Below are 21,494 nucleotides of genomic sequence, written 5' to 3'. Positions count from 1 at the left end.
TTTATGATCAGACTTGCCGTCTCCGACCTCGACGGAACGCTGCTCACGCCCGAAAGGCGCCTGCCGGAAAATACGTTCGAGATCATCAGAAAACTCAAAGAAAAAGGGATCGTATTCGGCGCCGCAAGCGGCCGCCAGTTACAGAATCTGATCGACTTTTTCGCACCCGTCGCCGACGATATCGTCATCATCGCGGAGAACGGCGGCCTCGGCTGGATGCGGGGCGAACTGCTCTTCTGCAACGCGGTGCCTCCCGAAAAAGTCGAAAAGACGCTGCAAGCGGTGCACGGCAGCGAGGGATTGTTTCCCCTGTTGTGCGCGCCCGACTGCGCCTATTACGAGGATTTGAAACAGCCTTTCGAAAGTTACGTGAACGCCTCGTACACGCACACGGCGCAGGCAGATTTACGGACGGTCGCAAAGAGCGTTCCCATCTGCAAGATCGCCGTCTATGACGCGCTCGGCGCGGAAAAGAACGGGATACGCGTCCTTCCGGAACTTCTGCCCGATCTCCGCGTCATTCAGTCGGGCATGGACTGGCTGGACGTTTCCGAAAAAAGCGTAAACAAGGGCGCCGCGCTCTCCGTCGTTTTAAAGAAACTGGGCATCTCACCCGACGAGTGCATGGCGTTCGGCGACCATATGAACGACTTTGAAATGTTACAGGCTTGCGGTCATCCGCGCGTGCCCGAAAACGCATTTTATAAGATGAAAGAGGCGTTTCCGCACACCATTCCTTCCAACAAAGACTACGGCGTGGTGCGTACGCTGGAAAGCCTGTTATAAAGAAAAAAGCGACGGTTTTAAACCGTCGCTTTTGTTTCCGTTTGAGGAAGCGGTTCGGGCAAAGGTCCGCCGCCCGCGGAAAGGGGCAGCCCTTTGTCATTTTTGAATAGCAATTTGAGAAAGATGGGACACAGCAGCGAAGAGATGATGACCAGCATGATGACGGGCATGACGGGGTCGATCGCGGTGCCCGCAAACAATCCGCCCTCGATACCCTTTTTGCACACGACGAGCGCCACTTCGCCGCGCGCGATCATACCGCAGCCGATCTGCGCCGACTCCCGCCAACTGTGCCTGCACAGCCGCGCCACCGCGCCGCAGCCGACGATCTTGCCCGCAATGCCCGCCGCCACGAACAGCAATCCGAATAAGAGCAGCGATACGGTAAATCCGTCGAAACTCGCGCTGATGCCGATATTCGCAAAAAAGACGGGCGAAAAGATCATGTACGAGTTGATGTCTACCTTGCGGTCGATATAGTGCGTATCGCGCAGAGAACTCAATACGATCCCCGCGACGTATGCGCCCGTAATATCCGCGATGCCGAACCATTTTTCCGCTGCAAAGGCATAGATAAAGCACACGACTAGCCCCAGAATGGGAATACGGCGGGTATGGTCGTATTTTTCCGATAAGTATTTGAACAATTTTTTGATGAAAAATCCCACGACGATCGCCGCCGCAAAAAAGGCGAGCGTCATTAAAATCGTCACCCAGGGATTGGCGGAAGGGTCTTTAAATCCGATAACGACGGAAAGCACGACGATGCCGATCACGTCGTCGATGATCGCCGCGGAAAGAATGGTCGTGCCCACCCTTCCGTTGAGTTTGCCCATCTCTTTGAGCGTTTCCACCGTGATCCCCACGCTCGTCGCCGCAAGGATGACGCCCACGAATACGGCGTCTAAAAGCACCGTCTGATCGGACAGCGCCGAAAACCCGCCCAGAAAGGGCACGGCGATCAGGAAACCGAACGCCATCGGCACGACCACGCCCGCGCCGGCGATCATCGTCGCGGCAAGCCCCGAGCGTTTGAGTTCGCGCACGTCCGTTTCCAGCCCCGCCGAAAACAGAATGAGCACTACGCCGATCTCCGCGATCCCGTCCAGAAACTGCGCCTCGCTCTCCGTCGGATTGACGGGCGCCCAGCCGAATCTGCCCCAGATGGCGGGACCGATCAAAAGCCCCGCGATGACCGCGCCGACCACCTGCGGCAAGCCCAACTTGCGCATCAGCATACCCAATAATTTGGTGGCAAGCAATATGACCGCCAAATCCCAAAAAATCGTAAAATTCATAAACTCTCCTTCTTACACAATCGTTCAAAATGATACGACTTTCTCAAAGAAAAGTCAATGAAAAAAGCGGCGGATTTTTCAATCCGCCGCAAGCTTTTCAAATTATTTCTATCTGACAGACCGCCATGGCGCGAAGCGCGTTTTCATGGCTCTCGGGCGTAACGCCCGCGCAGCAATCTCTGCGCACGGCCACCCTCGTTTCGGGGGAAAACGCCTTGACGAGAAGGGCGTTGGAAATGACGCAGATATCCGTGCATACGCCGACGAGTTCGATCTCGCCGTACCCGCCGCTTCGGACGTATTCGCCTAGCGCTACGCTGCCGAACGCGGGTTTGTCTAAAATTTTCGCGCCCGCCGCATCAAGCCGCCCGTCGATCTGCCAGCCGTACGTGCCACGTAAGCAGTGCGCGACGGGAAGTTTTTTCCCCTCCGCGCTCGCAGGATAATCGTCGCCGTGCGTGTCGCGCGTAAATAAAATTTCATCGCCGTCCGCTTTCGCCCGTTTGATGCGCGCCGCCACCGCGGGCACGACCGCCTCCGCCTCTTTCGTTCCGAGCGGCCCGCCGATAAAGTCGTTCTGCATATCCACTACGACGAGCAGTTTTTTCATTCCGCCCTGTCCCCGTTCCCGATGAAACGCTTATAATTTTCGATGCTCTTTTCGATGATGGCGATGGCATTCTCGCGCCCCATGATCTCTTTGACGGAGGTCTTTTTATGTTCGAGCACTTTGTACACTTCGAAAAAGTGCATCATCTCGTCGAAAATATGTTTGGGCAGCGCGGAAATGTCGCGGTACATATTATATGTGGGTTCCGTAAACGGGATCGCGATGATCTTTTCGTCCATTTTCCCGTCGTCGATCATGTTGATGACGCCGATGGGATAACAGCGCACGAGCGTCGCGGGAAGAATGGGTTCGCTGCACAGAACGAGCACGTCCAGCGGATCGTCGTCGTCCGCGAGCGTGCGCGGGATAAAGCCGTAACTTGCGGGATATACCGTGGAAGTATACAGAATGCGGTCGAGACGCAAAACGCCCGTTTCCTTGTCCAGTTCGTACTTGCTCTTCGAGCCTTTCTGGATCTCGATGTAACACATGAAATCCTCTTTTGTGATCCTTGTTTCGTCGATATCGTGCCAAATATTCATAATCATTACCGCCTTTATTCTATTATTCTACCATAAAAACGGAAACCTTGCAATAGGTCTTGAAAAATTTCCCGCGAAAAGAAAAACTTTTTTGAGAAAAAACAAAAATAAACTTTGACAAACTTTTGAAATTATGGTATTATATTTTAGCGCAATGCAGAAGTACCCAAGCGGCTCAAGGGGCTCCCCTGCTAAGGGAGTAGTACGGGAAACCGTAGCGCGGGTTCAAATCCCGCCTTCTGCGCCAAAAAGAACCTAAGTCGAATATTCGGCTTAGGTTCTTTTCATTGGGATGCGCCTTAATAAAATGGCTGCTTATACTTGACAAAAATAGAAATTTTTGATAAACTTTCGATGTTGGACAGCAAATGCAAGCGTAGAATTTCAGCAGGAAATTCTACGCTTATTTTTTTGTTCTTCGCAGATTTCAGACGCTCTTTTCTCTGACAAAGACGGAAATTCGGTTGGAGGTTCTATGTATGTCTTACTCTCAAAGCACGGAATTTCTGGGCAAAGAAAAAATCTCAAAGTTAATGCTGAAATTCTGTATTCCGTGCGTTCTGTCACTGCTGATCAGCGCACTTTATAATATCGTTGACCAGATTTTTATCGGTAACAGCGAACTTTCTACGCTCGGTAACGCGGCAACCGGCGTTGTATTCCCTATCTTTATTATAGCGCAAGGAGTCGCCTGGTATTTTGGCGACGGTTCAGCCGCATATATCAATATACATCAAGGCAAAGGAGATACGGATAAAATCCACATATGCGTCGGCACCGGTATGACGCTTACATGCATTCTGAGCGTCTTTTTACCGGCCGTATTTTATCCTTTGAAAACGCAGGTTCTGTCTTTGTTCGGTGCGTCGGAAAATACAATAGGCTATGCGATCGAATATTTTAATATTATTCTCGGTTTTTTCCCCGTTTATATGCTGTCGAATATGATCAACGCAGTTGTCCGCGCCGACGGCAGTCCATCGTGGTCGATGTTCTCGATGCTTGCGGGCGCGATCATAAATATCATCCTCGACCCTGTTTTCATATTTGCCTGTAAATGGGGCATGGCCGGCGCGGCCTGGGCAACGGCAATCGGCCAGATCGTTTCGTTTGTCATCAGCATCGCTTATCTGTTCCGCACAAAAACTTTCAAATTGACAATCAGAAGTTTTGTTCCCCGTTTAAAAATATATGGCGAAGCATTTAAACTCGGCATATCATCGCTGATTACGCAAATGACAATCGTTGTCATTTCGTTAGTTTGCAATATGATGCTTGCGAAATACGGAGCGACGTCGAAATACGGCGTTGATATTCCGATTGCCGTTATCGGAATCGAAAGCAAAGTTTTTACCGTTGTGATCAATATCGTCGTGGGCATCGTTCTCGGCTGCCAACCCATTATCGGATATAATATCGGGGCGAAAAACTTTGACAGAGTGAAGAAACTGTATCGTTCCATCTTACTCTGCACAGTCTGCGTAGGCGTGATCGCGACATTATTGTTCGAGATCGTCCCCGATGCGGTCGTCGGCATGTTCGGCAAACCTACAAATATACCGAACCCCGACGATTATTGGGAATTTTCCGAAAAAACATTCCGCATATTTCTCGCTCTCGTAACGTTTACCTGCATTATCAAAATGTCGTCCATCTTCTTCCAGGCAGTCGGAAAACCCGTATTCGCAGTTTTAACGTCATTGATAAGGGATATTATCTGCTTTATTCCGCTCATATGCACGCTGCCCGTTTTTTTCGGGATCGAAGGTATTTTGATCGCCGCGCCCGTTGCCGATTTCATTGCAATGATAGTTACCGTAATTATGACGCTTTTCTATTTCGTTGAAATAAAAAAAGGGAAACAAAATCGTAGAAATAATTTGTTACGTTAAATTCGTTCGATTTAGGATGATATTGCTTATCGCGCCCAACCCTGCCGCAAACGAGCCGAGTATAGCGAGCCATACCGTCTGTTTTCGCCCACGCGCAAAAGCAGACCGATCACGACGAAAATTGCGATAACGAATATTTTCGAGAACCTACGGGCGGACGATTCCGCCCGTTATATTTTTGTGCATTTACGATCTTTCCGACTGCAACGCAAGCATTCTCGCATAAATTCCGTTCTTTTTCTTCAATTCTTGCGGCGTACCTTGTTCCGCCACCTTGCCGCCCTGCAGTACGACGATTTTTTCCGCTCCGTCCACCGTTCTCATACGGTGCGCTATGATCAGAACGGTTTTATTCGCGATAAGCGCCGAGAGAGCGCGTTGTACTTCCGATTCGTTTTCCGCATCGAGCGACGCGGTGGCTTCGTCCATTATCACGATCGGCGCATCTTTCAGCATAGCGCGCGCTATGGATATCCTCTGCCGTTCGCCGCCCGAAAGCATGGAGCCGTTTTCGCCGATCACCGTAGCGTAACCGTCGGGCAGTTTGTTTACAAATTCGTCGCATTGCGCTTCGCGCGCTACGCGCAGCACCTCCTCGTCGGTCGCGCCGTTCCTGCCGATACGAATATTTTCCATTACAGAATTATTGAACAGCGTTACGTCCTGGAATACGATCGAATAGGCTTTCAACAGTTCTTCCGGTTCCACCGTTTTTATATCCACGCCGCCTACGGTTATCTTGCCGCGGTCTACGTCCCAGAATCGCGCCGCGAGTTTCGCCGCGGTCGATTTACCGCCGCCGCTCTCTCCGATCAGCGCGGTGACTCCGCCCTGCTTTGCGGTAAACGATACGCCGTCCAGCACCGTTTCGCCCGTGTTATACGCAAAACCGACGTTTTTAAACTCGATATCGTAGCCTTTGGGACAAAACGTTCTTTCGCCGCCCTGCTCTTCGTAGTTTTCTATTTCGTTCATCCTGTCTATGTTGACCTGCAAACTGTTCATTGCCGCAAGATTTTGCATCGCTCCCGACAGCGGCTCGTACACGCGGGATACCACGAGCAAAAACATAAAGAAAGTGATGAGCGAAAGCGTACCGTTTACAAGCAACATACCGCCGACGAGCGCAACGGTCGCGATCCCGAGTTTGAGTATCATCTGCGCGGGAACGACGAACATCGCGCTTCCGAGTTCGCTTTTGATCTGACGGCTTTCCATGTTGCGGATCTTCTGATTCAATCCTTCCAGATATTTCTTTTCGGCATTATTGCTCTTCAAGTCGCGCAGCGTATCGAGATTTTCCTGAATACCGTCCTGCACCGCCACGCTTGCCAGATTTTGTTTGCGCGTAAAATAGTTCTGCGCTTTTTTGGAAAAGCCTACGATGACGAGCGATACGGGGAACACCCACAATGCGGCGAGAGCCATACGCCAGTCGAATACGAATATTCCGATGCTTACGATGCAAACCGTGATGACCGAGCCGTAAAACTGCGGAACGTAATGCGACATCATCTGTTCCGTCACCTGAACGTCGCCCATGATCGTATTCGTCAAATCCGCCAAATCTTTTTTACCGAAAAACGAAAGCGGAAGTTTCCGTAATTTTTCGGCAAGCCGCACACGCTTGATTCCCGATTCGCGGTACGTTGAAAAATAAGTTGCGTTATATTTCCAGAAGTTGGTCAGGATGATCAGTGCAAGAGCCGCGGCGATCCCGAAGCCGTAAAGATAATAATGCGATGACGGTACCGCTCCTTTGAGCAGATCGTCCGTCAGATAATATAGAAGCGATACGGGGATCATCAGCGCAAGCCCTTCTGCCGTGCAGGCGATCACCGCCCAAAGAAAACCTTTCGCGCCGCGCTCCGAGAGCGCGAATTTTTTCATGATACGCTTTATCATTTTGCACCTCCCACTTTCCAACTGATAGAAGTCTGATAGTCTTTCCACATTTTCGCATACAGCGATCCGCTCTTTACGAGTTCTTCGTGCGTTCCCGCGTCCTCGATCCTGCCGTCTTTCAAAACGTATATCTTATCCGCGTTTCTGACCGTGGTCAGCCTGTGCGCGATCATAATGACCGTCTTGTCTTTGGACAGTTCCGCAAACGCTCTTTGCACAAGCACCTCGTTTTCGGGATCGGCAAACGCCGTCGCCTCGTCCAATACGACGATCGGCGCGTCTTTGAGTATAACGCGGGCGATCGCTATCCTCTGCTGTTCGCCGCCCGACAAATATACGCCTTTCGTTCCGATCTTCGTATGGATGCCTTCGGGTAATTTTGCGACGATATCGTCGCATTGCGCCTTATGCAGCGCGTTCAATACTTCGATTTCGCTTGCGTGCGGTTTCGATAACCGCACGTTATCAAATATCGACGTTTTCAGAAGTCTGCTGTCCTGAAACACATACGCTACGTTATCCATCAGATCGTTATGGCGGATATTCTTCACGTTCACGCCGCCGATCTTTACCGTTCCCTCGCGCACGTCCCAAAAGCGTGAGATCAGCCCCGCGACGGTCGTTTTTCCGCCGCCGCTCGGACCGACGAACGCCACCGTTTGACCTGCGTTCACTTTGAAAGATACGTTCGAAAGCGCATCCTTTTCGGTATTCCTGTAACGGAAAGATACGTTTTCGAACTCTACCGAGTTATCGTCGGGCGTTTCTCCGTCTTTCGTTTCGGGCAAAGGTTTCATGTCGAGTATGGAATGAATACGCGCGAGCGCGTCCGATACTACCATTCCGTTTTCGCTCATGTATAAAACTTTCATGAGCGCCGTGGTCAATATAGGCGTAAATATGACGTAAAACAAAAAGTTCAGAAGCGTATTTTGCGCGATCGCCCGTCCGCCCGCAAGGATCAGCGCGAGCGCGATCAGAAAGGCAAACGCGCTGTTGATAAACATCGTAAAAAGTATCATCGGCCGACGGCACTTTTTACAATACCCCGTCGCAAATTTATAATAATTGTCGATCGAGCCTTGAAACTTTTTGAACGAGCGCACCGTCTGCCCGAACGTCTTTACGACGGGAATGCCGCGCACATATTCCACCGCCTGATTGTTCATATCCTCCAGGGCGTTGTTATAGTCTTTCATATCCTGTGCCATTTTCGGGCCCGCCATTTTCCACATAGCCGCAAAGCCCAAGATAACGGGCAACAGGCAGATCAGACCGAATCGCCAATCGAACAGGAATAACATGACCATCATTCCGAGCGGCGTTGCGATCGCTCCCGCCATATCGGGCAGTTGATGCGCAAGATACGTTTCGGTCGCAGCGCTCGAATCGTTTACGATACGACGCACTTTCCCGCTGCCCGCTTCGCCGATAAATCCGAGCGGAAGTTCGGAAATATGTTTCATGGTGGTTTTACGCACATTGCCCGCAATTCGGAACGCCGACAGATGCGAACACATCAACGCTCCCACATACACCACTATAGACGCGAGCGCAAAAACGACCGCCATCCAACCGTTGGTCGCGATATTCGTCGCCTGCGAAAAATCGGGCGCGACTTCTATCGCTTCTTTTATGATAAAGAAAATATAGACGAACGGCACGAGCGCAAGCGCCGCGCTTACGACCGAAAGCACCCACGACGAATAAGTCAGATACTTATGCCTGCCCGCAAACCGCATAAGTTCCGACAAGTTTCCATTTTTCTTTTTCATTTATGTATTGCCTCCTTGCATTTTTTGACCGTTTTATATAGTTAGCAATGACTAACATAAGCCCGTTAAAAAAGAGATCTTTCCATCTCTCATCTAACGCCGTTTGAGCGACTTCTGCCAATCCGACGGCAACCCGAGCAGGTTATCCCAACCCGCATTGAAAAAGTCCTGTACCTGTTTGATATACCCTCTCGCTTCTTCCCGCGGCAAATCGTGGGCGACCACTTCGAATATTCCGTTAAACATAGCGCTTGACAGCATATGGCTCAGGTCTGCGCGGACATCGTTGATCCGAATGCCCGCGCTGTTCAGCGCGTCAATAAACCGCAAGGTATTCGCCGTTTCCACATCTATCATTTTATCGATATAATATTCGTAGCCGCTCCCCGCGCTCTTACATACTATAAGTTTGAATGCGTCGAAACGATCGTATATGATATCTATCATTTCGTCTACTTTCCCCTCGACGTACGTGTGCATTTCAGAAAGTTGCTGTTCGGGCGGCAGATCCGCAAAAGCGTTTTCCGAATCGGAAAAATACCGGAAGAGTTTCTCCGCGGCATCGTCAACGAGTTCTTTAAACAGTTGGCTTTTATCCGCAAACCGCGCGTATAACATGCCCGTCGTATACCCCGCCCGTTCTGCGATCGTCCGCATAGACGCGCCCTCGAAGCCTTTTTCCATAAATTCTTCTTTTGCGCAATCCAATATTTTATCTACGGCAATTTCGTTTTTCCTACGCACACAAAAAACTCCTTTATTAAATAACATTGTTATTATAACATCGTTATTTTATGTTGTCAAATGTTTTGTATACTACAAAGTCAAAAAATCGTTTGCTTTTTTTCGTAAAAAATGCTATACTGTCAGTCAAGTGAGTAGTACGTAACGTGCGTAAATCCGGCTTAGGATTTACGCACGTTTTTTTATAAGGCGGTAAAAATATGGAACGAACGAATCAAAACAAAATGGAAACTTCGTCTATGCACAAACTGATATGGAAAATGGGTTTGCCCATGATCGTTTCTATGATATTGCAGTCAGTCTATAATATCGTCGATACTGCATTTGTCATAAATATGGGCGAAGACGGGATCGCAGGCAATCTTGCGCTGACTTATGCCTTTCCCATTCAATTATTGATTATCGCGGTCGGCGTCGGCACGGGCGTAGGCATTAACGCACTGTTATCGAAACAATTGGGCGAAAAAAACGGCGAAGGCGCGGCACGGACGGTAGGCAACGGGATCTTTCTCGGAATATGTATCTACGCCGCGTTTTTGATCTTCGGTCTGTTCGGGTGCGATTGGTTTATCTCCATGCAGGCGGGCGGAAACGCGCAAGCCGCCGGAATGGGGACAAATTACTTAAAAATATGCTGTCTGTTCTCTTTCGGCTCGATAGGCTTTACCGTTTACGAACGCTTTTTACAGGCTACGGGCAAAACCCATTTTTCCACGATCTCGCAAATTTCGGGCGCTGTGACGAATATCGTGCTCGATTATGTTTTTATCTACCCATGCAAAATGGGCATCGAAGGCGCGGCGTGGGCGACGATCATCGGACAGATCGTTTCGCTGATCACCGCAATGCTGTTTCACTATCTCGCCAATAAAGAATTGAAAAACAGCGTCAAAGCGATCAAGCCGAACGGCGAAATCATCAAAGGCATTTACAAGATAGGCATATCCGCCGCGCTCATGCAGGGACTGCTCTCCGTGATGATGCTCGGCATGACGAAAATTCTCGGTACGGTCAGAATAAAAGAAACTGCCGATCTTTTGCAAGGCAGTTTCGGGATCTACTATAAAATCATGCAGTTTGCGCTGTTCGCCGCTTTCGGCGTTTCCAATACGATCATATCGATCCTGTCGTTCAACTACGGTTTGCGGAACGGGCGGCGGGTGAAAGCCTGCATACAATACGGCGTTTTGGATTCGGTCATCGTTGCCGCCGCGATCACCGTGCTGTTCGAGTGCCTTGCCGTCCCCCTCGCCCGGCTATTCGGTATGGCGAGTCAGCCGACGAGCGGCGACGCCATTCGATCCACGGTCGTCGCCGCCGTACGGATCGCAAGCGTCGGCTATATCTTTATGGCGTTCAGCGTTGCCGTACAGGGCGTTTTGCAAGCGTTCCGCTATGCGCTCTTTCCCCTGCTCATTTCGTTCCTCCGCCTATGCCTTCTCGTCCTGCCCGTCGCGTATTTGTTTACGCTCTCTGCAAACGCCGCGGATCTCGTCTGGTGGACGTTCCTGATCGTAGAATTTGTTACCGCAATCGTCTCGGCTTTCATGCTGAAATACGCTTACAAGAAAAAAGTTTGCCCGTTGCAGCGATAAAACAACTCAAAATTACGATATAGTCGCGGTAAATTGACATAACTGCCTTTGAAAATTGTGATATAATTTCCGAAGATAATAATTTCAAAGGGGATTTGTTTTCAATGACTGTTCAATTTACGATTTCCGACGAAGAACAATACGACCGCGACGAAAACTGTTTCAGTATTAAACAAACATGACCGAAGACCGCTTTCGTCAAGTTTTGAAATTGTTCGATGTTTACCTCGCCGATTATCCCCGATTTCATTGCCATGTGCGCAACGATTTCGGAAAAGATATCTACATTTGCTTTCACATTCTCAAATAGTTTTCTGAAAATACGTGAGCGTCGTAATGAGGATGACCTGATCGGTATAGACGAACAGCGGCACCGCGACCACGAACGCGAGCACGGGAGATAAAAAACGGTACAACACGAAGAACAGCGCCGCAAACAACGCGTAACAGATGAGCATGATGAGCGCGACTTTGCATACGTTTTTGGGGCTGCCGAATTTTTTTCGGTCCTCTTTGGAAAAATAGACGAACCAAGTCGAATACAGCGTTTGCGAAGCGTTGACGAGCAGATATACGGCGATGACCACCCATCCGCCGTATTTCCAAAATAACGCGAAAAAGGAAAAAGCCAGCGTGAACGCGACGCCGATGAGCAGTTTGACGATCCAGTTCAAAAGTCCGTAACGGGTATTCTCGTCACCGAATTCGCGCTTATAAAAAAAGTGCCCCGCCCCTTCCGCCAGTTTGACGCCGAGCACAACGAGAAAGACAAAACCCGCCAATAAAAGCAGCAGTTCTGCCGCGGAAGTTTCGCCGCCCGCGCGCACCATGGCGACCAGATCGGACAAAGTTTCCTGCCAAAAGCCGCCGTTGACGTAAACGCTCAGCGTGCGTCCGCCCGCAAAGCGTTCCGTAAGATACGCCGCGATCTGCCGATACACCTCGCTCCCCTGTTCCGCGACGACGCGAAACGCGCCCTGCGCCAAAGCGACGCAGGCGAGTATAAAGAACAGATAGACGATCCCCATGGCGATGAGCAGATATTTTACGCAGCGCACGTAATTTTTCAGACATTCCCGAAACATAAAACCACCTTGCAAAGACAAAAGAGCCGTCGGATCCCGACGGCTCTTTTTTACCGCGCCGAAACGCAGTCGATCGCGTATTTGACCGCGCCGACCAGCCCCGCGTCGTTGCCCAAAGACGCGATGACCACTTTGACGGGCGCGTATTTCGTGCCGCCGTAGATATAGCGGTTGATGCGCCGTTTCAAGGGTTTCAGGAGCACGTCGCCCGCGCCGCACACGCCGCCGCCGAGCACGATCGCCTCGGGACGGAATTCATTGCAGATATTGACGAGCCCTTCCGCCAGATATTTGACGTAGCGGGAAACAATGCGCTTTGCAGTCTCGTCGCCGAGCGCCTGCCCGTCGAACGCGGTCTTCCCCTCGACTTTTTCGAGATCTCCCCCGCATAGATCCCACAGTTTGCTTTCGGGATGTTTTTCCATTGCCTCGCGCGTCTGCCTGATGAGCGCGGTGGCGGAGGCGTACGCCTCGAAACAGCCCTTGCGCCCGCAGGTGCACTGCGCGCCGCCCATGCGGATGACCACGTGGCCGAGTTCCGCGCCCGCAGAACGGAATCCCTGAAAGAGTTTCCCGTCGATGATCACGCCGCCGCCCACGCCCGTGCCGAGCGTGATGAATACGATGGATCCGTATTTGCGCCCCGCGCCGCACCAGGCTTCGCCCAGCGCCGCCGCGTTCGCGTCGTTGGTCACAAACGCGCGGATCCCGAGATTTTTTTCGATCTCCGCGCACAGCGGAACGTTGTTCCAGGCAATGTTGTTGCTGTAATAGATGACGCCGTTTTTGCTGTCTATTGTCCCCGGCGAACCGATGCCGACCGCCGCGACGTCGGACATGGATACGTTCGCGTCCGCCGCGATCTTTCGCACGAGCCCCGCCATGTCGGCGGCGATTTCGCCGTACGGGCGGTCCTTGCCCGTCGGGATCTTATCCGCGCGAACGATCGCGCCCGTTTCGTCTACGATTCCGCCCTTGACGAACGTGCCGCCAAGATCCAAGCCCGCATAATATTTCATATTTCCTCCGCTTGATTTGTCAATATCATTTTTGCTTTTCCCTGCAAAGAAAGCGTATCGCCGCAGGGCACGATAAAACTGTCGCCCGCCCGAAATGCCGTACCCGAGATCGTGCCCCGCCCTTCCAGTACATTGACCGCGGTAAAAGAATTTTCGTCTTTCGCGGAAAACGTTCCGTCCAGAATCAGTTCGCGGCAGGTAAAATAAGGACACCTCGTCAACAGCCGCATTCTGCCGCCCGCAACGTTCCCAAACGCCGTCGAGCCCGTGCGGTCGGCAAAGGGGCGGAAATCGATGACGTCGAGCGCCTTTTCCACGTGCAGTTCGCGTAAGTTTCCGTCCGCGCCGCGGCGGTTATAATCGTACACCCGATAGGTGACGTTGCTGTTTTGCTGGATCTCGCAGATAACGCACCCCGCGCCGATTGCGTGCACGGTGCCCGCCTCGATGAGATAGCAATCGCCCGCCCGCACGGGAATAAAGTTGAGGCAGGCCTCTACCGTACCTTCGCGCACTTTCATTCGAAATTCTTCGCGGGTAATATTTCTCGAAAAGCCGCAGTAAATGCCCGCGCCCTCTTCGGCGGAAAGGATATACCACATTTCCGTCTTGCCGTTGTCGCCCTCGCGTTCGCGCGCATACGCGTCGTCCGGGTGTACCTGTACGGAAAGATTCTGCGCCGCGTCTATATATTTGATGAGAACGGGAAGAGGAGAATTCCGTTTGTCGATAAAATTTTCGGTGCGGGCGATGATACTTGAAAGTTTTTCGCCGCCGCAGGTGCTTTCGCCGTCCTTATGCACGGAGATCTCCCAACTTTCGCTGACTTTTTTACCGCCGTTATCGCGGCCGAACATTTTTTCGAGTTTGTGCCCGCCCCAAAGATAGTCCTTTAAAACGGGTTCGGTTTTATACGCGCCCATATCTTCCTTCCTGCGATTATTGCTTTATTCATTATAATATAATAAATCTTCTCTGTCAACGAAAAACAAAAACGGGGAAAGTTTTTCGCTTTCCCCGTACAGGTATTAAAAGGTTACGGTAAAACCGAACTCTTTTTCCGCCCGCCCGATCAATTCTTTTTGAGCCTCGCTTAATCGCACGAAATCGATCGGTTTATCCTGCTCCCGCAGACCTTTTTGATTGATATCCCCTAACAGGCTCCAATTTCTCTGAATTTTTCCAATGCGATAATCCGAATCTTCGGGTTCGGCCGCCTGTTTGGTATAATCCGTAAAGTCTATGACTTTTTTCGTGCCCCGTTGAATATCCTCCCGAATGCAAAGGCGGAAATATTTATTCATGTACCAATACAGGCGGACATTTTCCAAACTGCCCCCGAACCCAATACCTTGATGCACGAATTCATAATGCAGTTGCCGGTTATCGGGATGTTCTTTTCGGAAAGACTCGCCCACTTCGCCGAAAGGAACGATTTTCAAATCGGGATATTTTTTCTTCAATGCCGATAAAAAAGCCGTCACAGTCGTTTCATCGATATTCATCTGATGATGACCGTCCCTTTGGATCAGGCAAAGTTCCCATATCGCCGTAGCATACCCGAACCCGTTATTACGTCCGAAATTTTCACCCAGCATCTGATCGGCAGAGACCAACATGATCTCAATGCCTTTTTCCACGCAGAAAGGACGCAATGTTTCGATCGGTCCGCAGCCCATACGGCTGTTGTACCCCTCTTTCGTTACGCCGCAGTAAGTAGCGTTGATAAAATCCACAGTCCAACCGTCCAAATTGACGCAGTCTATAAAATCTTCGTCTCCCTGCGCAGGCTTGCAAAAATGTTCTTTCGAAGGATAATACGGATAACAGATCGAGCCGTCTCCGTCCTGATTGTCGACAGCATATTGACTGAAAATATTCCCCTGCACGACATGAATATGCTCGACTTCCGCTATGTACCGTATGACGTCCGATGCAACAAAGCCTCCTACGATTGCCTGCGGACGGTATTCGGGGCCCATAAAATCTTTCAATAAACACAACGCGCTGTGTACGTTCGCGCAGATCTGTGCTCTTTTCTCATAAGCCGCCGAAAAAAAGGCGCCGAGCATATAAGTTACGTCATCCCCGAATTTCTCGTAATATTCGCGCAGTTGCGCACGGATATTTCTGAAATTCTCGCTTTCATCGCGCAGCGCGGCATCGCTCAAAGCAAAGGTGACGCGCGCCGACGGATCGGCTCTGAAAATGCTTTCTCTGTACTTTATCAGATTTTCCAAAGTATTTTCGCGCCTTTCGTCCACGCCGAGATTTACGCCGGGCGCAACTTCGATCTGATTGACGCGTATAACAATGGTAAAACAAAAATAACGTCCTTTCATGAAATAATTTACCGCAGGGCGAAATTCAGTTCCTTGCGCGCAGAATTTTATCTATCTGGGAATCCACGGCGCTGCTGATGCTGCCCAGCGTTATCGCGCGATTCATGAGATCGGAATACTGAACTTTGACCTCTGACATTCCTTGATTATATTTTTTTAAATATGTATTGACGTATTCCAAAAATTTTTCGCCGAGTTCGACGATCCTGCCGTCCAGAACGACATGGGTTATATCCAAAAGATAATTTATGTTCAGAAAATGCAGCGCCAATTTTTTCGCAGTAAGTTTAACGACCGAACAAACAGTTTCGTCGCCGCTCAAAAACAATAGTTTTACCTCGTCGAATTCCAGAACTTCTTTCCCTGCCAAAGGATGAGAAAGTTTTTCTTTTTTGATCTTTTCGATGATATTGATAAAAATCGCAGTCAGCGATACGTAAATACCAAGCCCTTTGGCGGGATCGGACATATTGGGCATGAAAAAACCCGTTTCGCCCGCAAACCCATGGTCGCCCTCATACATTTTACCGTCGAAAATAAACGCGGAAGCAATATTGATATCAAAATGCATGAACAACGCATTTTTCGCCTGCAAAGTACTCAGTACGCCGAATTGCATTTCGCCGATCACACCGGAAATGATATCTTTCTGCAATAAAATATCGCAGCCGAATATTTCCGAAAACAACGATTTGATATTGACCTCCCTGCAATTTTCGATTCGGTTCGCCAGTAAAAATTCACCCGTGTCTTTATTGAAATATCCCGGGATCGCAAAACAAATGCACAGCAAAGGTTTATCGGAAATACCGGGCTTTTGCAGACCTTCTTTGATGATCTCTACAATATCATTTAAGATTTGTTCGGTGATCATAATGATATTCTTCACTTCCGAACGGAAAAGAATCTGACGGTTCATGTTGGAGATACAGATAAGGAGATCGCGATCGGTCAGATCGACAGAAACAACGACGCCGAGTTCGCCGTTGAGCTTATATTTGATGGGACGCCTTCCGAGTTTACCGTAATCGGTGATCGGACCTTTGACCAAAACGCCCATTTCCACCATTTCGTCAACAATATTTTCAGCCGCCGTATTGCTCAGCCCGGTCGCCTTCGCGATATCGCTGCAAGACTGCGAACCGCTACGCATCAAATCAATCACTTGTTTTTGGTTATTGTAACGGATCGGCTGTTGATTCTTTACCCATTTCTTTTTGTTTTGCATTATACTTTCTCCTTTTCATAAGTTTACAATTAAATCGCGCGAAAGTCAATACAAAATGGAACTTTTTGACAAAACCGGCATGTTTATGCGGTTAATACGTTGTTCCAATCGCTGTTTAAAATCTGTTCTGACATTAAATCGAAGTAAAACGAGTCTAAGTAATTCCCGTATTCGGATTCGTTCTCAAATAAAAATTTATGCATTTCGGAAAATTTTTCCCGTACTTTTTCCCGGGCTTCCCCACGTGCTTTGGCGCCGAGAGCCAAAAAATAATGCGCGCATAATTCACAATAATAAGCGAGCAGTTTTAAACTGAGATCTACCGTCTTATCGCTCTCTTCTTTGCGTAAAAATCTGAGTTGTTTAGCCCCCTCCCGCAATCTGTCCGCGCCGTTATCGAACGCTTCGGCCTGCCGCGCGTCGATTTCGCTATGCTCGTTGCGAAGATATTCGGGACAATGGCAGTCGTAAAATATTTGCAGGATATTGACGACCGACGAAACATGGTCACCGAACGCAGCCGATAAATATTCTTTCCGAAGTCGAGCGAAATCGACGTCTGAATTTTCCAACGTCCGCCCCATCGCATAGATCCCGAGTCCGTGCGGCATGAACGCTTTCTGGATCTGGCAGGAAACCATGCCGTTTAAACCGAGATCTTTGAGCGCACGGACATCATCGTGAATGACTTCCGCCAATTTTACGCCCGCCAGGTCTTTGAAAGGTTCCCACATCAAGTGATAGTCGAAATCGAAAGCATCGCCGGAAAACCTGTCCTGATTGGCATAAAGAAATTCAAGATTTTCCCTCAGATCGGAAGGAAAGCGCAGGCGGTTGAGACGGAACTTCGGCAATGCGCGTTTTACCCCCTCGACGCGCTTTTCGCCCAGAAAACTTTTGGAATAGGTGCGGGTGATGGGCGCGAACATCATCACGAATCTTTCGGGGTGTTTCAATTGTTTTTGAACGGGCGGCCATAACAGTTCGAAATAAATCAAAAATACGATTTTTGCGGAAATATGTTTTTGCGTCAGCCGTTCGTCGAGTTTATTGAGCAGAACGACGTACCAATCGCTGACGGATAGTTGCGCACACTTCTCGCATTCGCAAAAATTATTATAATTGTCTCCCAACCAGAAATGCAGATAGTCCACTTCGGGATGATCGAGTAAATATTCGACCACACTGTCGATCATCTTTTCCTGCACTTTCTCGTTGGAATAACAGAGTTGCGAATAAAGAGGCGTATCCATATAGAAATCACGCGCGCCGTCGATTTCCGCAAGGTATTCACGGTCATAGTCGGGAACGGAACCGGGTTTGACTTTATACCACCCGCGGGCTTTGTAGCCGATACTTTCGCACGTCCAGCCGTGGCCTACGGCATGAAACAGCATCCCGCGTTTTTTCAATTCGTCTGAAATTAAACGGACGAACGCGCGCGCCTCTTCGTCCTGCAATCCCACGCCGTTTGTTAAATCGTTGCGCTCCCGATTGTACCAGCGTTCAAAAAAGGTATTGCTGTCGCGAAATTGCGTAAAATATGCGTTGAAGCCGTTTTTTATTGACCAATCTATCAAACTCAGCACGTCGCCCAAAGAATTTGCGCCTTCGATGGTAATCGTGCGAAAGCGGTAAGAGGGACGGCAGACAAGTTCGACCGTACAATCTTTGACAGACAATCGGGGAATACGATCTCCGTTTACGCCCGGTCTTACGAATACGCAGCCGCATTCGCGGAAAAAACGATAGACGCCGATCAGAACGCTGCGCGCGTTTACGCCGCGTATCACGCCCCTCCCGCCTCGAACGCTGATCTCATATTTATCGTCGAGATATGCGTCCATATCCTTTTCCAGCAACGACATATCGACCGACAGTCGAATATCCGCCTCGTCCCCCGTCATGATTTTAAAATACCGCGCAAGTTCTTTATACGCGAATCTGATAACTCTTTCCATGAATAGCCTCCGCATGTTCAGCCGATTTAAAAACGGGCGGGATTGTATACGAAATCCCGCCGTTTATTTTAACTTTACGACTTTTTTTTATGAACCGACAGAACGCCGACCGCCGTCAATCCCAGCCCGACGAGCGCCGTTCCTCCTCCTAAGACAGAGGAACCGCATCCGCCTCCCCCCGCCGCTTCGGTGACCGTGACTTTAAAAGTCACTTCGCCCCCGTCGGTGCCGACAAGAAATTCATATTCGCCCGCGTCCAGACCGCTCATATAGTCCGCACTGAGCGTAAACCGTTTATCCGCATAAGAATAATATTTGCTCATGACGCCGCGTTTGTTCGCGTCGACCTTTACGATCACCTGATCTTTCGTATCCAGTCCGACCGTCAAGGCTTTCTTTTCACCGGCAGTCACGGTAAACTCTTTTTCACCGGTTAAAACGGGACTCACGTCGGGCGTCGGTTCGGGATCGGGCTCCTCCTCGTCGGGAGGCGCCGCAGTGTCCTTGTTGACCATCTGAAAATCATCGATATAGACATTGGCGACGGTAGACACAAGACTGAGATAACCGTGTTTATTCGCAGAAGTCTGCGTAATCGTCGCGCCGCCGAAATGCGATCCGTCGATGAACATATCGAACTCGTTGTCCTGCACGACGAGTTTATAAGTATGCCAATCCGCGTAGATATCCGCGATATCCATGGGAGTAAAATCGGCAGATCTGTCCTGATTTTTCAATTTCAACTGCAAACCCGACATTCCCAGTTGTCTGTAAGCGTCGGGACGGAACGTCGCCTGATCCCACACGCGCGCGTTCATCATCACACAGTTCGTGCCGTTGTAGCGTGTGTCCGCCGCTTTGCGCGACGCAATGCCGAACCAATACGCTTCGCCGCCTTCCGCACATAAAAAGCGGAAAGATACTTCGAAATTCTTTACACGGATGCCCTGTCCCTGATCGTCTTTGATCGTCAGGTAAAAAAACGAACTGTTTTTTGTCGCCGTATCCATATGTAAAACTTTGTTTGCGGGATCCGTCGGATCGGTTTCGATAGAAAATTTATCGTCCGCCCCCTCGGAATCCACCTCATCGGGACCGGGAGGATCAAGCCATCCGTTCTGCCATTTTGCCGCGATCTGCTTAGAATCGTAACCGTTATCCGTTTTTACCTTGTACGACTCGAAATCCTCGGTAAAATTCGGTCCCGTATACGCTTCCTCCGCATCTGCCTTGGCGGGAAACGCCGCTAAGGCACACGCGCTCAGTCCCAATAATGCCGCCAGTGAAAAAGTAAATATTTTATTCATACTGTTTCTCCTTATTCGATTACGATCAATACGCCTTCCCCTTTCGGAATGGAAAGAGTGAGCGTATTTCCGCTTTGTTTCGTTTCCTTTGCGTCCTGTATTAAGGTCGCGTTTACTTTCCCTGCGAAATTCAGCGTGACATCTGCGTCGTCCGTCAATGAATTCGCCGTTACGTAGTAGGCCGTTTTGTCACGGTAATCGAAACACCCGATCAAAGCGTCCCCTCCCGTTGCCGAAGTCAGTTTTTCGTAACTCGTTAACAGATCTTCTTCCGGGATCGGCGCGGGAGACTGCCCTACCTGCATTACGCCGCGGTTCGCGCTTTTCATCAGAACTCCGTCTACGGCGGCGATCTGTTTGTTCAGCCGTACGCCGTAATCGTAAATGTAAGTTTTATTACCCTCTCTATCCACAAATCCGCAATTGTTTCCGGGAATTTCCAGCGCATGCCAATAATTGAAGTACTGGATCCCCTTCGCCCCGTAACTCAAAGCGGCGTTCACCTGCCATTGCAGTTCGCACTCTTCTATTTTACGGGTATCTCCGCCGTCGAAAAATCCCGCCTGCGCAAAAATCCAGAAAGGAATATTTGCCTGTTCGACGCGTCTCTTCACGATGGAAAGTTGTTTGTAAAAATCCTGTTCTATATTTTTATTTTTTCCGTTAAAAGGATAATAATCAAAACTGAACAGATCGGGCCTGACTTCGCGAAGATATCTCGCAACGTATTCTTCATACGTGATCTTTCCGCCCTCGGAACCTCCGGCCGCGCCGTTCAAAAGTTGATTTTCAGACGCATAGAGCGGCAGCAAATTCACGTACATATTTTTTCCGCCGCCGAATTCTCTGTCCCAATTCACTTTGAGCGAAGCCAGCGCCGCAAAAGAATTTACGCCCGGTTCGTCGATGATGAGATTCCCTCCGTACGCAGGTTTGGAAGTGTAATCTTCAAAAAGTTCAAACAGGTCCGCCTCTTCCGAAGCCGCCATCATCCGAAGATCGCGCGCAAGATATACCATATTGTATTTGTCCGCATAATCGAGCGCCTGCAATATCAAATCGGGATGATTCACCGGTGTATCGTACAGTGCGTAGATGCTGTTTATCCCGCTTTGCGCCATGGTTTTATAATTTTCGTCGGTGATATAGTTCGGATTGCCGAAATTGCCGTAGTTCGGAGTAGGAGGCGCGCACCATGCGCCGACCGGCATCACGTCGCGTCCCAACTGCGGATAATAATAATACGAATACGCGCCGTAATGCTGATATTCTTCTTCCGTCATCGTGTCACCTCCATCGCCGTCATCGTTTTCGGAAGGAGCACAGCCGAAAACGGGCAACGCAAAACATGCGATGCAAAGCGCAGCAATCAATATAAGAAATATCCGTTTCATTTTTTCTCCCT

17 protein-coding genes and 1 tRNA gene are annotated in these 21,494 nt (G+C 49.8%); 4 read left to right on the top strand and 14 right to left on the bottom strand.

Translation table 11 applies throughout. The features are described 5' to 3' along the window. The first annotated feature begins 3 nt into the window (after nt 1-3). A complete protein-coding gene (locus tag ESZ91_RS06710; RefSeq protein WP_129225414.1) occupies nt 4-786 on the top strand; it encodes an HAD family hydrolase in 783 nt (260 codons plus the stop codon). Nucleotides 787-803: 17 nt separating this feature from the next. On the opposite strand, the gene ESZ91_RS06705 is transcribed toward ESZ91_RS06710, so the two are convergent. The 3 genes from ESZ91_RS06705 to ESZ91_RS06695 form a co-directional block, all read right to left on the bottom strand. After that, nucleotides 804-2,084, bottom strand: coding sequence for a cation:proton antiporter (locus ESZ91_RS06705; protein ID WP_129225412.1), 1,281 nt, complete (start codon nt 2,082-2,084; stop codon nt 804-806). Between the two features lie 97 nt (nt 2,085-2,181). Next, the gene (locus tag ESZ91_RS06700) at nt 2,182-2,694 is read right to left on the bottom strand and encodes a cysteine hydrolase family protein (protein WP_129225410.1); all 513 of its coding nucleotides are present in this window, start codon (nt 2,692-2,694) and stop codon (nt 2,182-2,184) included. After that, nucleotides 2,691-3,236: an inorganic diphosphatase gene (locus tag ESZ91_RS06695; protein ID WP_129225408.1), complete on the bottom strand. Its 546-nt coding sequence runs from the start codon at nt 3,234-3,236 to the stop codon at nt 2,691-2,693. The genes ESZ91_RS06700 and ESZ91_RS06695 overlap by 4 nt, the downstream gene beginning before the upstream one ends. Before the next feature lie 156 nt (nt 3,237-3,392). On the opposite strand from ESZ91_RS06695, the gene ESZ91_RS06690 reads away from it, so the two are divergent. Both ESZ91_RS06690 and ESZ91_RS06685 read left to right on the top strand, forming a co-directional pair. Then, nucleotides 3,393-3,483 (top strand) — tRNA-Ser (locus tag ESZ91_RS06690). A 232-nt stretch (nt 3,484-3,715) separates the two neighbouring features. Further along, nucleotides 3,716-5,128 (top strand): MATE family efflux transporter, encoded by a 1,413-nt coding sequence (locus tag ESZ91_RS06685; protein WP_129225406.1) that lies wholly within the window; start codon nt 3,716-3,718, stop codon nt 5,126-5,128. A 186-nt stretch (nt 5,129-5,314) separates the two neighbouring features. On the opposite strand, the gene ESZ91_RS06680 is transcribed toward ESZ91_RS06685, so the two are convergent. The 3 genes from ESZ91_RS06680 to ESZ91_RS06670 all read right to left on the bottom strand — a co-directional run bounded on the left by ESZ91_RS06680 (nt 5,315) and on the right by ESZ91_RS06670 (nt 9,552). Further along, nucleotides 5,315-7,033 (bottom strand): ABC transporter ATP-binding protein, encoded by a 1,719-nt coding sequence (locus tag ESZ91_RS06680; RefSeq protein ID WP_129225404.1) that lies wholly within the window; start codon nt 7,031-7,033, stop codon nt 5,315-5,317. Beyond that, complete coding sequence (locus ESZ91_RS06675; protein WP_129225401.1) at nt 7,030-8,808, bottom strand: ABC transporter ATP-binding protein; 1,779 nt, start codon at nt 8,806-8,808, stop codon at nt 7,030-7,032. Before ESZ91_RS06675 ends, ESZ91_RS06680 begins: the two co-directional genes overlap by 4 nt. Nucleotides 8,809-8,901: 93 nt before the next feature. Further along, complete coding sequence (locus ESZ91_RS06670) at nt 8,902-9,552, bottom strand: TetR/AcrR family transcriptional regulator (protein WP_161971090.1); 651 nt, start codon at nt 9,550-9,552, stop codon at nt 8,902-8,904. Between the two features lie 200 nt (nt 9,553-9,752). On the opposite strand from ESZ91_RS06670, the gene ESZ91_RS06665 reads away from it, so the two are divergent. Next, the gene (locus ESZ91_RS06665) at nt 9,753-11,147 is read left to right on the top strand and encodes an MATE family efflux transporter (RefSeq protein ID WP_129225397.1); all 1,395 of its coding nucleotides are present in this window, start codon (nt 9,753-9,755) and stop codon (nt 11,145-11,147) included. A 302-nt stretch (nt 11,148-11,449) separates the two neighbouring features. Here the strand turns inward: ESZ91_RS06665 and ESZ91_RS06660 are convergent, their stop codons facing one another. The 8 genes from ESZ91_RS06660 to ESZ91_RS06625 form a co-directional block, all read right to left on the bottom strand. Further along, entirely contained in the window at nt 11,450-12,232 is a 783-nt protein-coding gene (locus ESZ91_RS06660; protein ID WP_129225395.1) for a hypothetical protein, read from the bottom strand. Nucleotides 12,233-12,282: 50 nt separating this feature from the next. Beyond that, on the bottom strand, nt 12,283-13,251 hold the full coding sequence (locus ESZ91_RS06655) for an ROK family protein (protein ID WP_129225393.1): 969 nt from the start codon (nt 13,249-13,251) through the stop codon (nt 12,283-12,285). Beyond that, complete coding sequence (locus ESZ91_RS06650; protein ID WP_129225391.1) at nt 13,248-14,174, bottom strand: type I phosphomannose isomerase catalytic subunit; 927 nt, start codon at nt 14,172-14,174, stop codon at nt 13,248-13,250. Before ESZ91_RS06650 ends, ESZ91_RS06655 begins: the two co-directional genes overlap by 4 nt. Before the next feature lie 105 nt (nt 14,175-14,279). Continuing rightward, a complete protein-coding gene (locus ESZ91_RS06645) occupies nt 14,280-15,593 on the bottom strand; it encodes a DUF3863 domain-containing protein (protein WP_129225389.1) in 1,314 nt (437 codons plus the stop codon). 25 nt (nt 15,594-15,618) lie between these two features. Next, complete coding sequence (locus ESZ91_RS06640; protein WP_129225387.1) at nt 15,619-16,821, bottom strand: ROK family transcriptional regulator; 1,203 nt, start codon at nt 16,819-16,821, stop codon at nt 15,619-15,621. Between the two features lie 83 nt (nt 16,822-16,904). Then, the gene (locus ESZ91_RS06635) at nt 16,905-18,782 is read right to left on the bottom strand and encodes a DUF4838 domain-containing protein (RefSeq protein ID WP_161971089.1); all 1,878 of its coding nucleotides are present in this window, start codon (nt 18,780-18,782) and stop codon (nt 16,905-16,907) included. 74 nt (nt 18,783-18,856) lie between these two features. Continuing rightward, nucleotides 18,857-20,089, bottom strand: a complete 1,233-nt coding sequence (locus tag ESZ91_RS06630; RefSeq protein ID WP_129225383.1) for a hypothetical protein — start codon at nt 20,087-20,089, stop codon at nt 18,857-18,859. An 11-nt stretch (nt 20,090-20,100) separates the two neighbouring features. After that, nucleotides 20,101-21,483: a hypothetical protein gene (locus ESZ91_RS06625; protein WP_129225381.1), complete on the bottom strand. Its 1,383-nt coding sequence runs from the start codon at nt 21,481-21,483 to the stop codon at nt 20,101-20,103. Nucleotides 21,484-21,494: the final 11 nt, after the last annotated feature.

Source organism: Candidatus Borkfalkia ceftriaxoniphila (assembly GCF_004134775.1).
GTDB lineage: Bacteria > Bacillota > Clostridia > Christensenellales > Borkfalkiaceae > Borkfalkia > Borkfalkia ceftriaxoniphila.
Note: the sequence above shows the minus strand (reverse complement) of the source record. Positions and strands in the feature narration are given on the sequence as shown.

What these genes read in the sequence shown, in the direction of transcription:
- ESZ91_RS06645 (WP_129225389.1), bottom strand. Translation starts at nt 15,593, where the DNA reads ATGAAAGGACGTTATTTTTGTTTTACCATTGTTATACGCGTCAATCAG.
- ESZ91_RS06650 (WP_129225391.1), bottom strand. Translation starts at nt 14,174, where the DNA reads ATGGGCGCGTATAAAACCGAACCCGTTTTAAAGGACTATCTTTGGGGC.
- ESZ91_RS06705 (WP_129225412.1), bottom strand. Translation starts at nt 2,084, where the DNA reads ATGAATTTTACGATTTTTTGGGATTTGGCGGTCATATTGCTTGCCACC.
- ESZ91_RS06640 (WP_129225387.1), bottom strand. Translation starts at nt 16,821, where the DNA reads ATGCAAAACAAAAAGAAATGGGTAAAGAATCAACAGCCGATCCGTTAC.
- ESZ91_RS06675 (WP_129225401.1), bottom strand. Translation starts at nt 8,808, where the DNA reads ATGAAAAAGAAAAATGGAAACTTGTCGGAACTTATGCGGTTTGCGGGC.
- ESZ91_RS06680 (WP_129225404.1), bottom strand. Translation starts at nt 7,033, where the DNA reads ATGATAAAGCGTATCATGAAAAAATTCGCGCTCTCGGAGCGCGGCGCG.
- ESZ91_RS06700 (WP_129225410.1), bottom strand. Translation starts at nt 2,694, where the DNA reads ATGAAAAAACTGCTCGTCGTAGTGGATATGCAGAACGACTTTATCGGC.
- ESZ91_RS06685 (WP_129225406.1), top strand. Translation starts at nt 3,716, where the DNA reads ATGTCTTACTCTCAAAGCACGGAATTTCTGGGCAAAGAAAAAATCTCA.
- ESZ91_RS06695 (WP_129225408.1), bottom strand. Translation starts at nt 3,236, where the DNA reads ATGAATATTTGGCACGATATCGACGAAACAAGGATCACAAAAGAGGAT.
- ESZ91_RS06635 (WP_161971089.1), bottom strand. Translation starts at nt 18,782, where the DNA reads ATGGAAAGAGTTATCAGATTCGCGTATAAAGAACTTGCGCGGTATTTT.
- ESZ91_RS06710 (WP_129225414.1), top strand. Translation starts at nt 4, where the DNA reads ATGATCAGACTTGCCGTCTCCGACCTCGACGGAACGCTGCTCACGCCC.
- ESZ91_RS06625 (WP_129225381.1), bottom strand. Translation starts at nt 21,483, where the DNA reads ATGAAACGGATATTTCTTATATTGATTGCTGCGCTTTGCATCGCATGT.
- ESZ91_RS06665 (WP_129225397.1), top strand. Translation starts at nt 9,753, where the DNA reads ATGGAACGAACGAATCAAAACAAAATGGAAACTTCGTCTATGCACAAA.
- ESZ91_RS06655 (WP_129225393.1), bottom strand. Translation starts at nt 13,251, where the DNA reads ATGAAATATTATGCGGGCTTGGATCTTGGCGGCACGTTCGTCAAGGGC.
- ESZ91_RS06660 (WP_129225395.1), bottom strand. Translation starts at nt 12,232, where the DNA reads ATGTTTCGGGAATGTCTGAAAAATTACGTGCGCTGCGTAAAATATCTG.
- ESZ91_RS06630 (WP_129225383.1), bottom strand. Translation starts at nt 20,089, where the DNA reads ATGAATAAAATATTTACTTTTTCACTGGCGGCATTATTGGGACTGAGC.